We start from the raw sequence: 13863 nt of genomic DNA, 5'->3' as shown, positions 1-13863 counted from the left end.
GCGGCACGTTTTTACGCCATGGCTGTCGCCGCAATGGCTGCCGCGACCTCGAATGCGCCCGCGACCGCCACCGCACCAGGGTCAGGCACTCCTTTCAGATCCTCCTCCCCGACATACGAGGCGCGTCCAGCCTTTGCCTTCTTCATCGACTTGGTCGATTCCGCGCCTGCCACAGCCGCCTTCGCCGCCGCCGCGAGGTTGCCGGAGGTAAGTGCTGCAAGCGCCGGGGCCAGCGCATCGACCATGGTGCGGTCGCCGATCCCGGCTCCACCATAAAACGTCATCCGATCAAGGCCGGCAAGAAGGGCCGCGGCGATATCGGCTTTATCCGCCATAGCCTTGGCTGCGGCGGTAAAGAAGATCGACAGCAAAACGCCGCTCGAGCCCCCCATGCTCATACTCAGAATGTCGCCGATCGAAGCCAGGGTGGCGGCGGGCTCCTTGAGCGGCAGGGTGTCAATACGGGCAAGCACGCTGCGAGCGCCGGTTGCGACCGTGGAGCCAGTGTCTCCGTCGCCGAGGCGGCCGTCCAAGCGGTTAAGCTCGCTTTCGAGCGAAATCAGGTGCTCGCAGAGCGCTGTTATCAGGCGACGGCTATGGCCGTCGTCGCTGGCTGCGGCCGTTTTATCCGCAACGGCGCCGCTTTGGGGACCTGCAATGACATTGATCCCACGATGTTCGACTGCAGGTACCCAGGCATGCGGGTCGACCGGGGCCTTCAAAGCGACCTCGCGCGCGTCATCCAGCGGGATCAGGGAGAGCGAGAAACCGTTCATGTTGAGCGCCGTCATCATCGGCGCCGGCCCGACAATCAGTTTGACACGGCGTGCGAGAGGGCAAGACAGGACGGTATTGGCAATCAGGCCCATTTCGAGAGGCGGGACGGCGCCAAGATTGTTGATGAGAAGGGCATGGCTTCGCGAATCGTCCACCTTTGCGGCAAGCCGCCCGGTCATTGCGGCAACGATATCGGCGACCGGTTGAAGTGCGATGCGCTCGACGCCTGGTTCCCCGTGGATACCAAGGCCAAGTTCGCCTTCGTTCGCGCCAAGCCGGTCCTCATGCAACTGGCCGGGTACACTGCAAGTCGAAAGCGACATGCCGAGCGAGACGGTATCGGTTGCTGCGGATGCAGCACGTGCGGCGACTGTCTTTAAATCCGTTCCGATCTCGGCGTAATATCCGGCAATCTTGTGAACGAACAAGGTGCCGGCGACGCCACGCGGTTGGATGATATCCGGGATCGCGATGTCGTCTGCAACAATGACCATCTCAACGTCGAAACCTTCGGCGCGGGCCCTTTCGGCCGCAAGCCCGAAATTCAAGCGGTCGCCGGTATAATTCTTGACGATCAACAGGGCTCCGCGGGGTCCGGTAACGGTGCGGATCGCCGTCAGGACCGCGTCGACGCTCGGCGAAGCAAATATCTCCCCAGATACCGCTGCCGTCAGCATGCCCTTGCCGACGAACCCGGCGTGCGAAGGCTCATGCCCCGCACCGCCGCCTGAAATGATTGCCACTTTCGAATGATCCCAGTCCGCGCGCAATATCACCTTGATTTCGGGAAATGTATCAAGACGGGCAAGGCGGCCCGGGCCGCTTGTGAGCAGCAGGCCGTCCAGAGCGTCCGTGACGATGTCTTCCCGACGATTAAAGAAATGTTTCATTGATTGAGACCCGTCTGTTTTTCGCATGCCTGCGTTGCTCAGTATCTTCGGTTCAAGCCAGCCGCTGTCCGCTCGCATCGAAATAGAGCGGGTCGCGGAGTTTAAGATTGATCCTGTCGCCCGGTCTGATTGACAGATATGGATCTGCAAGCGTGACGAGCTTGTGATCACGAACACGGATATGCAGATGGTTCTGGTCGCCCAAGTGCTCGATCCAATCGACCTCTGCGTTTGCATCCTTGGCGACAATGATCTCGAGATGCTCGGTGCGTGCGCCGATTGTCTTCGTACCCTTTGGAGGACTTGCGCCAGGAAGCAGGTCGGCAGGCAGCAGGTTGATATGCGGTTGCCCGAGACGGGCTGCAACGTGAAGGCTGGCGGGATTGCCGTAGATTTCCCGAGGCGTGCCGACCTGCAGGAGCCTGCCTTGGGCGACAATGCCGATGCGGTCCGCCATCGTCATGGCCTCTATCTGGTCGTGGGTCACATAGAGAAGGGTCGAGCCCAGTTCCCTCTGAATGCGCTTGAGTTCCAGTCGAAGCTCCCCCCGAAGCTTGGCGTCGAGAGACGAAAGCGGTTCGTCCATGAGGTAGATGGCTGGTTCGCGCACCAGCGCGCGGCCGATTGCAACGCGCTGCATCTCTCCGCCGGAAAGACGCGTTGAGCGGTTTTCCAACTTATGATCGATCCTCACCATCTGTGCAATTTCGCGAACGCGCCGATCGATCTCGTCGCTGCTCATCTTTCGAACCGGCGCCCTGAGGGGAAAGGCAAGATTTTCGTAAACCGTCATATGTGGATAAAGCGAATATTGCTGGAACACGAATGCCACGTCGCGTTCGGCAGGGGATTGGCCAGCAACGTTGCGGTTGGCGATCTCGATATGGCCACTGTCGGGCCGCTCTAAACCGGCGATCAGACGGAGCGTCGTCGTCTTGCCGGCCCCAGTCGGCCCCAGCAGCACGACGAATTCGCCATCGCGGATCGTCAGATTGAGGTTGCTGAGCGCCTGCGTGTCGCCGAAACGCATGTTGAGATCTCTAAGAACGACATCAGCCATTACGGACCTCCGAATAGAGCGATGAAGCGACCGCACGGCCCGACTGGCAGTCAAAGAGCGCAAGATTGGCAGGATTGAATTCGAGACCGACCGTTTCGCCGATGCGAAAGTTGCGGTTCGCCGGAACGCGGGCTTTGATCAGTCCGCTGCGGGTTTCGATCGCCACGATCTGATTTGTTCCAAGATACTCGCTGCCATATACGGCGCCGCGCAGGTCGGAGGCATCGCTGAAGCGGATGTGCTCGGGCCGCACGCCAAGCGCCAGCTCGCCGACCCTCAAGTCCTGGAGAATCTCGGGAACGGCGACATCGACGCCATCGAGAGAGATCGATCGGTCTCCCTGCTTAAGGCCGCAGGTGAAGCGGATGAAATTCATCGGTGGAGAGCCGATGAAATCCGCGACATACATGGTCGCAGGCTTGCTGTAAATTTCCTGTGGCGTCCCGAATTGTTCTATGACGCCATGGTTCATGACGGCGATCTTGTCTGCCATCGCCATCGCCTCATGCTGATCGTGCGTGACGTAGACCGTCGTCGCGTGGATGCGGTTGTGCAACTCGCGCAGCTCATGAACCATGACCTCGCGGAACTCCGCATCGAGTGTACCGAGCGGTTCGTCCATCAAAAAGCATTTCGGGCGCCGCACGATGGCGCGGGCGAGCGCCACACGCTGGCGATCGCCACCGGCAAGCCCGGAGACGGACCTGGCGAGAATATGATCGATCTGTAGCAGGCGCGCGGTCTCCTGGACGCGTTCGCGTATTTCAGCCTTCGGCATCCCTTGAGATAGCAACGGAAAGCCGATGTTCTGGCGCACGTTCATGTGCGGATAGAGCGCAAAGAGCTGGAAGACAAAGGCGATGTCGCGGGCGCTGGCGCGATTGAAGGTGACGTCTTCGCCGTGGAGATAGATCTTGCCGCTGGTCGGCAGTTCAAGACCGGCGATCATGCGAAGGGTGGTCGTCTTGCCGCAGCCGGATGGCCCGAGCAGGGCAAGAAACTCGCCGTCATGGACGACGAAGCTCGAGTCTTCGACCGCAGCGAAGCTGCCGAACTGCTTGCGGACATTTTCTACCCTGATCTCCGCCATGGTTCACTCCGGAAATTTCGAGACGACGATGAACAGGGCGGTCCCTGTCAGCAGTGTGACCAGCGAGTATGTGTAGACCACCAGCAGGAAAGGTTGAAACAGCATCACGAAACCTGCTGCAATCACCACGGTTGCGATGTTTTCCATCGGACCGCGCCGCAGGAAAAAGGGACGTTTCGGACGGGCAGGGCGGGGCGTTTCGATCATGTTCATCATTTGCGGACCGCTCCGAAGGTGATGCCGCGCAGCAACTGCTTGCGCAGGAGAATGGTAAAGACCAGGATCGGGATCAGGAAGATGGTGGTTCCCGCGGCAACAGCCGGCCAGTCCTGCCCGCCTTCGCCGATGATCGTCGGGATGAATGGCGGTGCAGTCTGCGCGCTGCCTGATGTCAGAAGTGCGGCGAAGGCATATTCGTTCCAAGCAAAGATCAGGCAGAAGATGGCGGTTGCGGCGATCCCGGTCGTTGCCTGCGGCAGCACGACCTTCCGGAAGGCCTGCAGCCGGGTGTAGCCGTCGATCATCGCGGCCTCCTCGTATTCACGGGGGATCTCGTCGATGAAGCCCTTGAGCAGCCAGACTGCGAGCGACACGTTGACCGCCGTGTAAAGCAGGATCATCCCCAATGCAGTGTCGGACAGCCCGAGCTCCCGGTACATTAGGTAGATCGGGATCGCGACGGCGATCGGCGGCATCATGCGCGTTGACAGGATGAAGAACAAAAGATCGTCAGCGAGCGGCACCCGGAAGCGCGAAAAGCCGTAGGCGGCCATCGTGCCGAGCAAGACGGCGAGAAAAGTTGATCCGAACGCAATCAGCAGCGAATTGAAGAAGCGCGGCAAGAAATTCGAGGGGCCGGCGATGACCATATTGCGCTTGCGAGTCACCTCGTTGCAGGTGCCTGTCGGCTCGGGCAAGGAAGCGATGTATTCAGGCGTCTGCCGCGTTCTCGTGGTCAGAAGATTGCAGTAGCCTTCAAGTGACGGGGTGAAGACGATTTTCGGCGGGTAGCTGATGGAATCTGGAGGCGATTTGATGCTGGTCAGGAAAATCCAGACCAGCGGTATCAGAGTGATCAGCGCGTAGAGGATCACGATCGCGCCGGCGATCCGCTTGCTGGTGAAGCTCGGCTCAACGACCGAATGGGCGGAGTTCGCGCAGCTCATCGTTGCTTCACCTTGTTAAGGGCCCTGACGTAGATGTTGGCGAGACCGAATACCGCGACAAAGAGAACGATAGCGAAGGCGGAGGCGCGGCCGGTGGCCCAGCTCTCGAAGGCCGCTCGCTTCAGCGTGATCGAGGCGACTTCAGTAACCGAGCCAGGCCCGCCGCCGGTTAAAAGCGTTACCATGTCGAACATTTTGAAGTTCTCGATGCCGCGGAACAGGACGGCGAGCATGATGAAAGGCAGCGCCATCGGCACCGTGATCGACCAGAATTGCCGCCATGGGGAGGCACGGTCGACCTCTGCGGCTTCGTAGATATAGTCCGGGATCGAGCGCAGGCCGGCGAGGCAGATCAGCATTACATAGGGCGTCCACATCCAGGTATCGACGATAATGATTGCCCAAGGCGCAAGCGAAACGTCGCCGAGCATCCGAATATCCGACGTCGCAATGCCGGTGAGCCAGGAGACTGCATAGGCGAAAAGACCGATCTGCGGCTCGTACAGAAAACGCCAGAAATTGCCGACCACAGCCGGAGACAGCATCATTGGAATCAAGATGATGGTCGTCCAGAAGGCGTGGCCGCGAAATTTGCGATCGATCAGGTAGGCGAGTGTGAAGCCGATAACGGTCTGCAGCACAATCGTCCAGAAGACGAAATGCGCCGTCGTCTGCATCGCCTGCCAGATGTCCGGATCAGTCAGGACGCGCTCGTAATTTCTCAAACCCACCCCTTCGACAGCGGCATTCGGCCGGTTGGCACGATAGTTCGTGAAGGAAAGATAGATTGCCCAGATGAGCGGAAAAATGTTGATCGCGAGCAACAGGACGATAGCGGGGGCGATGAACAGCCATGCTATCGCTCGATCGGACAAGCCGCGGACGCGCCGGACCACCGAAATCGGCGTTACCTTTGCAGTCGCATCCGCTGCCTTCTCGACGATGGAGTTGGAAATGTTCAAGATGTCACCTGGTCTCTGCTTATGTGGGACATCATGCGGCCCGGCTCCTTTGCCGATCCGGACCGCCGTCCAGACAAGAACTCCACGTGTCCAGCCACGCACTAGATCTTGCCGTCATCCTCGAACACCTGGGTCCAATCCTTCACCAAGCCGTCGAGCGCTTCCTGAGCGGTCCCATTGCCGGCAACGACATAATTATGAACCCGTTTCTGCATGGCCTGGAGAAGCGAAGCGTAGCTCGGTTCGGCCCAGAAATCCTTGACGATTGCCATGGAGTCCAGAAACGCCTGGGCGTAGGGCTGGCTGCCGGCGAAGCTGGGTGCATTGACGACGGAATTCAAGCAGGAGAAGCCGCCGAGCTCCCACCACTTGGCCTGCACATCAGCTTGTGCGAACCACTTGATGTATTGCAGCGCGGCGTCCTTCTTGTCGGAATAGGAAACCACCGAGATGCCTTGGCCGCCGAGTTGTGCAAAGTGCGCCTTCTCGGCAGGATTAGGAAAGAAGCCGATGCGGTCGCCGCCGACCTTCTCATCCTTGTAAAGGCCGGGCCAAGTAAAGGCGAAATTCATCTGCATGGCGACCTGCCCGGATTTGAAGGCATCCGCGGATTCGACCATGTAGACGTTTGAGCTGCCCGGCGGCGTGCAGCAATCGTAAAGGGACTTGTAGAATTCAAGGCCCTTTACCGCGTCGGGTGAATTGACGAAGCTTTCCATCTCGTAGGGCTTCTTGGGGTTTTCATATTGGAAACCCCAATCATAAAGGACGTTGGTCACGCCCATCGTAATGCCCTCCGAGCCGCGCTCGGTATAGATCGAAGCGCCGTAGACGGTCTTTCCGTCAATTTCGCGCTTCTGGAAGAATTCGGCGATCTGCTTCAGTTGACCATAGGTTTTCGGCGCGACGAGATCCGCGCCATATTTCTCCTTGAATTCCTTTTTCAGTTCGGGACGCTCGAACCAATCCTTGCGGTAGGTCCAGCCGACAACGTCGCCCATCGCCGGAAGCGCCCAGTAGTTCGGGGTGTTCTTCGGCCATTCGGAGTAACCGACGACTGTTGCCGGCACGAAGTCATCCATCTTGATGCCTTCCTTGTCGAAAAAGTCGTTGAGCTTGACGTAGTGGCCATTTTCCGCCGAACCGCCGATCCACTGGCTGTCGCCGATAATCAGGTCGCAGAGCTTGCCGTGAGAGTTGAGTTCATTGAGAAAGCGATCGGCATAGCTCGTCCAAGGGACGAACTCGAACTTCATCGTCGTGCCGGTCTTGGCCGTGAAGTCCTTTGACAGTTCCACGAGCGCGTTGGCGGGGTCCCAGGCGGCCCAGCACAGTGTCAGTTCATCGGCTATTGCAAGGTTGGGCAATGCCGACGACAGCATGAGCGTCGAGGCCAGCCCGAGAAGGGCTTTCGATTTCCTTTGCATAAGTTCCTCCCAGAACCAGGCCGGCTCCCACCGGCGTCGCAACTTCACCCACTTCCAAGGAATGCTTACATGAACTTCACGATGTTCATGTTTAGCAATGTGTTTAGTAAAACTCATTTTAGTAAACAATGCAAGCGGCAAAATCGCAGGCGGTACACATGCCAAGCGCCCCCTGCGCCGATTGGCGGCACAGGCCAGTTGATATCGCCCGTCGCTTCAAAACGGTCGTGCTGTAAGACCTCGCCACGGCCAAGAGTCGCGCAGCGCCTGGGGAACCATGGACGCGCCCGGAAGCGTCATCTGCCAGAAGGCGAGCCTCAATCCGGCGATCCTCGAACAGGGCTGGCAAGGCTTTGAAACCTTGGTGGCCTACAGGCTCGAAGAACGGGGCGGATACCGGTGCAGGGTCAATCCCCGCCACACCTGGCAGACCTGTTCGGCCTGCCGAGCCGCGCAAGCGGGGGAAGATGTTACTCGAGCCTTCGGCGAAACAGCCACGAGGCTGCGCTCAAGGTTCCGGCGGCAATCGCGCAAAGCGGCCATGTCTGGTGCCACACCTCCATCAAGGGCATGTCTTTGAGGAAGATGCCCTTCACAATCACCAGGAAATACCGCAGCGGGTTGATTAGCGTGACCGGCTGCAGCCAGTCTGGCATGTTCTCAATCGGCGTTGCAAAGCCTGAAAGAAGCATCGCCGGCACCATGAAAAGGAAGGCGCCGAGAATTGCCTGCTGCTGCGTCATCGACAAGGCGGAGATGAAGAGCCCCAGACCGGCGACCGACGCGAGATAGAAGAGCGAACTGCCGTAAAGAAACAGCAGCGAACCGCGCAGCGGCACGGCGAAGATGAAGATCGCCGCTAGGATATAGACCGTCATGTGAAAGAGCCCGATCATCATCGGTGGGACAAGCTTACCGATCAGGATCTCATGGGTGCGAAGCGGCGAGACCATCAATTGGTCGAAGGTACCGAGCTCGCGTTCACGAGCGATCGAAAGGGCGGTGACGATAAGCCCGATGAGCAGCGCGATGCTGGCGATCAGGTTCGGCACCATGAACCATTGGAAGATCAGGTTGGGATTGAACCAGTTGCGCGGCACTGTCGTGACGGAACGGACAGCTCCTCGCACACCTGCAGGCGTCTCGGCGGATAATGTCGCGACAATCTGCGCAATGTATCCCGAAACGATCTGCGACGCATTGGAGCGCCGGCCATCAAGAATGACCTGCAGATGGGCCGGCTCTCCTGCCTCGATCTTGCGTGAGAAATCGGCCCCAATTTCGATTGCGGCTGTGACCTTCTGTCTATCGATAGCATCCCGCACGCTGGCGGGCGTGGCGGCGATGAGCACCTGGCGAAATGTCGGTGAACCCTCGATGCGCCGCACGAGTTCTTGCCCCCAATATCCACTGTCGCGGCTGAGGAGCATCACATCGACATTTCGAACCTCGAGCGTTGCTGCATAGGAAAAGACAAGGAGCTGCACGATCGGCGGACCGATCAGGATGGTACGGCCTTTCGGATCGCGGAGCACTGCCAGCAGTTCCTTGACAATGAGCGCTTTCACACGCGTCCACCACATTTAAGCAATCCTCTTTCTGGTGCTGCGGGCGGCAAGCAGGAACAAGACAAAGCCGATCAGAAACATCACCGCGATTGCATGGAGGAACATCGGCCAGATATCGCCGGCCAGGAACACCGTCTGCAGGCTGGGTATCAGGTAACGCGCCGGCACGATGAAGGTGATCCATTGGATTGGTTTCGGCATTGAATTGATTTCGAAGAGAAAACCGGAAAGCAGGAAAGCGGGAAGGAAAGCGGTAATCAGCGCCAGCTGCGAGGCAAGAAACTGGTTCTTGGTGGCAGCGGAAATCAGCAGGCCCTGGCCGAGCGCCGGCATGAGGAAAACGGCCGACAGGGCATAAAGCGCCAGGATGGAACCGCGAAATGGAACGCCAAACAAAAAGACCGCAAGCAGCACGCAAAGCGTCATCGATGAAAGGCCGAGCAGGAAATAGGGAAGTATCTTTCCGGCAAGCAACTCGGCGGCCGTTACCGGCGTTGCCATCATCGCTTCCATCGTGCCCCGCTCCCATTCTCGGGCAACGACCAGCGATGTCAAAAGCGTTCCAACCAGCGTCATGACGATTGCGATCGAGCCTGGCACCAGAAATGACCGGCTGGTCAGTTCTGGATTGAACCAGAAGCGTTGCTCGGCCGAAATCGGCACCGCGCTCGCGGCCATTTCGGACTGTTGCTGGAGGCGCCAATTTGTCATAGCGCCCTGGACATAATTCTGCACGAAATTGGCGGTGTTGGGATCGGAACCGTCGACGACTACCTGGACCTGCGGCCGATTGCCTGCTGCATAGTTCCGCGTAAAACCCGCCGGGATGACGATGATGCCGCGGATGCGGGAAACTACCAGGTCTTGTGCGAAGAGCCGCCTGTCGCGGCCGGTCGTCACGGAAAAATAACGGGATGCCTGGAAGCTTGCGGCAAGATCATTCGTCAGCGGTGTTGTTTCTTCGAGGACCAATCCGACCCGCGTCCGCGTCGTGTCCAGCGAAACGCCGTAACCGAATAGAAAAAGCAGGATGAGCGGCAGCACAAATGCAATCAGAATGCTGCTCGGATCACGAACGACCTGAAGGCACTCCTTGCGAACCAATGCTGCAAAACGACGGTATCGGCTGGAGCGGGACACTGGCGCGGGGGGAGGGAACGTCATGCCGCAATCCTCTCCTGCCAGGCTTGAACAAGCGCGATGAACGCGTCCTCCATCGTCGGATCGGGGTTGTCCGCATTTGAACAACGCGCCTTCAGCTCGTCCGGCGTACCGAGTGCGATCGAACGGCCTCGATAAATCAGCGAAATGCGATCGCAATACTCGGCCTCGTCCATGAAATGCGTGGTGACGAGGACTGTGACGCCCATTTCCACGAGCCCGTTGATATGTGTCCAGAATTCGCGGCGCGTGATCGGATCGACGCCTGATGTGGGTTCGTCGAGAAAGAGCGCCTCAGGTTCATGCATAACGGCGCAGGCAAGCGCCAGCCTCTGCTTGAGCCCGAGCGGCAGGTCCTTTGCGGACATTGCAAGACGCGATTGAAGATCGAAGATGGACGTCATCAGCTGCGTGCGCTCGAGCTTGCGCGGGCCGCTCAATCCATAGACGCCGGCAAAGAAATCAAGATTCTGAGCGACGCTGAGATCGCCATAAAGCGAGAATTTCTGCGCCATGTAGCCGAGGCGGTTACGTGCCTCTGCTGCATCGCGGCGCAGATCAAAACCGGCCACCTTGCCTTCGCCGCTCGTCGGCCTCAAAAGTCCGCACAGCATCTTGAATGTCGTTGATTTGCCCGCGCCGTTCGGCCCGAGCAGCCCGAATATCTGGCCGCGCGGGATGTCGAACGTAATGTCGTCGGCTGCTGTGAAGTCGCCGAAGCGTTTGGTAAGGCCTTTCGCTACGATCACCGGGCTGTCGTCCTTGCCGGTCACAGGTTTCTGCGCCTCTGCAAGCCTCGAGCGACCACCTGGCCCTCCACCCAGCATGTCGACGAAAGCATCTTCGAAGCGCGGTTCAGTGGGGCTGACTTTTGCGACACCGGCTGCGGCAAACAGGCCATCGTGGCCGGTAGCGGTTACCAGCCGGATCGCTTCGCCCTGGATAACACCGTCGATAACGCCGTCCTCGTCGAGAAGCTTCGCAAGCAGCTGACGGCGCCGACCAGAAACACCGGTCAACCGAAAGACACGGCCTTTGACCTGGTCCGTCAGATCCTTCGGTTTACCGGAGAAAAGCAGCTTGCCCTCATTCATCAGCAGGACGCGATCGCAGGCCTCGGCCTCGTCGAGGTAGGCCGTCGACCAGACGACACCGATGCCTTCTGCTGTCAAATTCTCGACCATCTTCCAAAGGTCGCGCCTGGAAATCGGATCGACGCCCACGCCGGGCTCATCAAGGAGCAAAAGGCGGGGTTTCTTCAAAAGCGCGCAAGCAAGGCCCAGCTTCTGCTTCATGCCGCCCGAAAGCTTTCCGGCGAGACGGCCGGTGAAGCGTTTCAGATCCGTGAAGGTCAGAAGTTCATCGAAGGTCGCCGCTCGTTGGCGTTTTGGCAACCCGCGAAGCTCGGCGTAGAGTTCAAGATTCTCCTGGACCGACAGATCCTCATAAAGCCCGAAGCGCTGCGGCATGTAGCCGATCGAAGCTTGGATGGCAGCCGATCCGTCAGGCGGTTCGAAGCCCAGCACCTTGACCGTACCTTCTTCCGGCAGCATGAGACCGGTCATCAGGCGGATAAGCGTGGTCTTGCCTGCTCCGTCGGGTCCCACGAGCCCGGTGATCTCGCCGCCGCGGATCGAGGCCGAAATTGCATCGAGCGCCGGCTTTGCCTCGCCGAACCGCTTGGTAACGTCCTTCAGGTGAACGAGTTCGGCGGTATCGCGAGGACTTTCTGGCGCACTCATCTTGTCGCTGCCTGCAACGATGGAAGGCGCAGCGTCACCGGCATGCCCTGGCGAAGATCCAGCCCGGGCCTTTCGATGACGACGCGCAGACGATAGACGAGGTCGGTTCGAAGTTCCGGCGTCTCGACGGATTTCGGCGTGAACTCCGCAACCGGTGAAATGAAGCCGATCCTGCCTTCATAGGCCTGATCCGGTTTGGTGTCGGACGTGACCTTGACCTTCATACCCGGATAAATCCGTCCGAGTTCTGCTTCTGCAACATAACTGCGGACCCATACAGGCTCGGTCAGCGATAGCACATAGACTGCATCGGCGGACGATACGATCGCCCCGGGCTCCTTGATCCGCGACAAGATGATGCCGTCGTTGGGTGCCCGAAGCTCCGTATCGTCAAGCGATGTCTGCGCCGTTGCTAGAGTGGCTTCGGCCGCTTTCAACTGTGCCGCCGCGGCTGCGATGTCTTCGGCGCGGCTGCCTTCCCTCAACAAAACAAGCGCCTGATTTGCCGATTCCGCACGTGCCGCAGCCATTGCCCTTGCGGCCGTTGCCTGATCGAGACCCGCTTGAGAAACCGTACCCTGCGGCCGCAGCTGCCGGGCGCGGTCGTAAGCGAGATTGGCGTTTTTCAGGTCAGCAAGGCTTTCGTTGTAAGATGCGCTTGCCTGCGCGATCTCAGCGGGCCGTGGACCGGCCTTGAGCTTGTCGAGTGTGGCACGCAGCGCGGCGACGTTTGCCTGCGCCGAACGGACCGCATAGTCGTAAGGTTCGTTGTCCAGCCGCGCCAGAATAGCACCGCGCTTGACAGTATCGCCCTCGTCGACGCGTGCCTCTTCGAGCCGGCCGCTCACCCGGAAAGCGAGCGAGACCTGGCGGATATCGACATTTCCATAGAGGGTGAACTCCCCTGGATCTTGCGGGCCCCAGCCGAGCCTCGACGGCGCGTCGAACCACCAGCCGGCTGCGGCTGCGCTGGCGAGAAGGATCGCAGCCGGAACGAGCTTGTTCATTCTGTTTCTCCTTTCGCAGGTTCGAGCAGCGCGACAAGACTGCGCGCGTGGGCCCGCAGCGTTGCGATCTGCTCCTCGCCGATGGAATTCCATTCCATCTGCGCGAGCACTGCAGCGTTCGCCATCCGGAAAACCAGAAGGCTGCCGACGAAGGAGAGAGTGCGCAGACGCATGTTCTCGGAGGCGGGGTCTTCTTTCAAAATCGTCCCGATGAGCCGCCGTGCCATGTTGATCACCGGTCCCATGATGCCAGCATAGACCCTTTCGAAAGCCGCCGTCGGCTCCAGCTGCTCGCGGATGATGAAGCGGGCCCAGGCCTCCGATTCCTTGCTGACGAAAAGAACGATCATCGTTTCCACGATCTCCGTCAGAAAGAGCCGTGCCTGCGAAGCATTCAAAGGCGTGTTCGTCGCATCGATTTGCGCAAGATGGCGGCCGACGCGATGGCGGATGCCGGCGACATGTCCGGCGACAATTCCCGCCAGGTGATCGGCCGTTGCGACGTAGAGCCCCTCCTTGCTGCCGAAGTAATAGGGGATGGCTTGCAGGTTGACGCCTGCCGCGTCGGCAAGCTTGCGCGTACTGGCTCCGTCAAAGCCGTATCGGCCAAATACGTCAAGCGCCGCCGCAAGCAGCCTCTCGCGGGTAATCTCGCTTCGGGTTGCCTCGATTTTTTTGTCAGGATTTTCGTTCATGAAGACATGATATACGCATTCTGTTGTAAGTCAATCGAATGAATTATACGATGCCTGCCGAAAATGGCCAAGGATGGCGCTAAAGGAAGACGATGGCGCGCAGTGTTGTTGCTACCGAAAACGTAATGTGGATCAAGGGTCGGATGGGGTGGGGCCATCGCTGCCACAGTCATGATGAAAGCAAGCGAATTGCAAGGGACTGCGACGACGTAAGATCGCACGCCGCGTCGTTTACTCGGCGCTTCTTTCTGGCGGCAGGCACAGATCGGTTACTTGAGGGTGGCCATCACAGCTTTTGTGGTTGGCGCCAACGATCCC

Annotated in this window: 12 protein-coding genes; all 12 read right to left on the bottom strand. The window is 59.2% G+C overall.

Annotated elements, in window-relative coordinates; translation table 11 throughout:
- Positions 1-11 precede the first annotated feature (11 nt).
- Complete coding sequence (locus tag EV130_RS04530; protein WP_132659466.1) at positions 12-1667, bottom strand: dihydroxyacetone kinase subunit DhaK; 1656 nt, start codon at positions 1665-1667, stop codon at positions 12-14.
- Positions 1668-1719: 52 nt separating this feature from the next.
- Positions 1720-2727 carry an ABC transporter ATP-binding protein gene (locus EV130_RS04525; protein WP_132553014.1) on the bottom strand — a complete coding sequence of 336 codons (1008 nt, stop codon included), beginning with the start codon at positions 2725-2727 and terminating at the stop codon, positions 1720-1722.
- Positions 2720-3817, bottom strand: coding sequence for an ABC transporter ATP-binding protein (locus tag EV130_RS04520; protein ID WP_074064710.1), 1098 nt, complete (start codon positions 3815-3817; stop codon positions 2720-2722). Before EV130_RS04520 ends, EV130_RS04525 begins: the two co-directional genes overlap by 8 nt.
- Positions 3818-3820: 3 nt before the next feature.
- The gene (locus EV130_RS04515; RefSeq protein WP_074064709.1) at positions 3821-4033 is read right to left on the bottom strand and encodes a hypothetical protein; all 213 of its coding nucleotides are present in this window, start codon (positions 4031-4033) and stop codon (positions 3821-3823) included.
- The gene (locus EV130_RS04510) at positions 4030-4983 is read right to left on the bottom strand and encodes a carbohydrate ABC transporter permease (protein WP_132659464.1); all 954 of its coding nucleotides are present in this window, start codon (positions 4981-4983) and stop codon (positions 4030-4032) included. Before EV130_RS04510 ends, EV130_RS04515 begins: the two co-directional genes overlap by 4 nt.
- On the bottom strand, positions 4980-5945 hold the full coding sequence (locus EV130_RS04505) for a carbohydrate ABC transporter permease (protein ID WP_196776363.1): 966 nt from the start codon (positions 5943-5945) through the stop codon (positions 4980-4982). The genes EV130_RS04510 and EV130_RS04505 overlap by 4 nt, the downstream gene beginning before the upstream one ends.
- Before the next feature lie 101 nt (positions 5946-6046).
- Positions 6047-7372 carry an ABC transporter substrate-binding protein gene (locus EV130_RS04500; RefSeq protein ID WP_074064706.1) on the bottom strand — a complete coding sequence of 442 codons (1326 nt, stop codon included), beginning with the start codon at positions 7370-7372 and terminating at the stop codon, positions 6047-6049.
- 470 nt (positions 7373-7842) lie between these two features.
- Positions 7843-8955, bottom strand: coding sequence for an ABC transporter permease (locus EV130_RS04495; protein WP_132553016.1), 1113 nt, complete (start codon positions 8953-8955; stop codon positions 7843-7845).
- Complete coding sequence (locus EV130_RS04490; protein ID WP_132659462.1) at positions 8956-10104, bottom strand: ABC transporter permease; 1149 nt, start codon at positions 10102-10104, stop codon at positions 8956-8958.
- Positions 10101-11843: an ATP-binding cassette domain-containing protein gene (locus EV130_RS04485; protein ID WP_132659460.1), complete on the bottom strand. Its 1743-nt coding sequence runs from the start codon at positions 11841-11843 to the stop codon at positions 10101-10103. Before EV130_RS04485 ends, EV130_RS04490 begins: the two co-directional genes overlap by 4 nt.
- Positions 11840-12850, bottom strand: coding sequence for a secretion protein HlyD (gene hlyD / locus EV130_RS04480; RefSeq protein ID WP_074064702.1), 1011 nt, complete (start codon positions 12848-12850; stop codon positions 11840-11842). Before hlyD ends, EV130_RS04485 begins: the two co-directional genes overlap by 4 nt.
- Positions 12847-13545: a CerR family C-terminal domain-containing protein gene (locus EV130_RS04475; protein ID WP_132659458.1), complete on the bottom strand. Its 699-nt coding sequence runs from the start codon at positions 13543-13545 to the stop codon at positions 12847-12849. Before EV130_RS04475 ends, hlyD begins: the two co-directional genes overlap by 4 nt.
- Between the last annotated feature and the right edge of the window lie 318 nt (positions 13546-13863).

The organism is Rhizobium azibense (genome assembly GCF_004342325.1).
Taxonomy (GTDB): domain Bacteria; phylum Pseudomonadota; class Alphaproteobacteria; order Rhizobiales; family Rhizobiaceae; genus Rhizobium; species Rhizobium etli_B.
Note: the sequence above shows the minus strand (reverse complement) of the source record. Positions and strands in the feature narration are given on the sequence as shown.

What these genes read in the sequence shown, in the direction of transcription:
- EV130_RS04530 (WP_132659466.1), bottom strand. Translation starts at nt 1,667, where the DNA reads ATGAAACATTTCTTTAATCGTCGGGAAGACATCGTCACGGACGCTCTG.
- EV130_RS04525 (WP_132553014.1), bottom strand. Translation starts at nt 2,727, where the DNA reads ATGGCTGATGTCGTTCTTAGAGATCTCAACATGCGTTTCGGCGACACG.
- EV130_RS04520 (WP_074064710.1), bottom strand. Translation starts at nt 3,817, where the DNA reads ATGGCGGAGATCAGGGTAGAAAATGTCCGCAAGCAGTTCGGCAGCTTC.
- EV130_RS04515 (WP_074064709.1), bottom strand. Translation starts at nt 4,033, where the DNA reads ATGATGAACATGATCGAAACGCCCCGCCCTGCCCGTCCGAAACGTCCC.
- EV130_RS04510 (WP_132659464.1), bottom strand. Translation starts at nt 4,983, where the DNA reads ATGAGCTGCGCGAACTCCGCCCATTCGGTCGTTGAGCCGAGCTTCACC.
- EV130_RS04500 (WP_074064706.1), bottom strand. Translation starts at nt 7,372, where the DNA reads ATGCAAAGGAAATCGAAAGCCCTTCTCGGGCTGGCCTCGACGCTCATG.
- EV130_RS04495 (WP_132553016.1), bottom strand. Translation starts at nt 8,955, where the DNA reads ATGTGGTGGACGCGTGTGAAAGCGCTCATTGTCAAGGAACTGCTGGCA.
- EV130_RS04490 (WP_132659462.1), bottom strand. Translation starts at nt 10,104, where the DNA reads ATGACGTTCCCTCCCCCCGCGCCAGTGTCCCGCTCCAGCCGATACCGT.
- EV130_RS04485 (WP_132659460.1), bottom strand. Translation starts at nt 11,843, where the DNA reads ATGAGTGCGCCAGAAAGTCCTCGCGATACCGCCGAACTCGTTCACCTG.
- hlyD (WP_074064702.1), bottom strand. Translation starts at nt 12,850, where the DNA reads ATGAACAAGCTCGTTCCGGCTGCGATCCTTCTCGCCAGCGCAGCCGCA.
- EV130_RS04475 (WP_132659458.1), bottom strand. Translation starts at nt 13,545, where the DNA reads ATGAACGAAAATCCTGACAAAAAAATCGAGGCAACCCGAAGCGAGATT.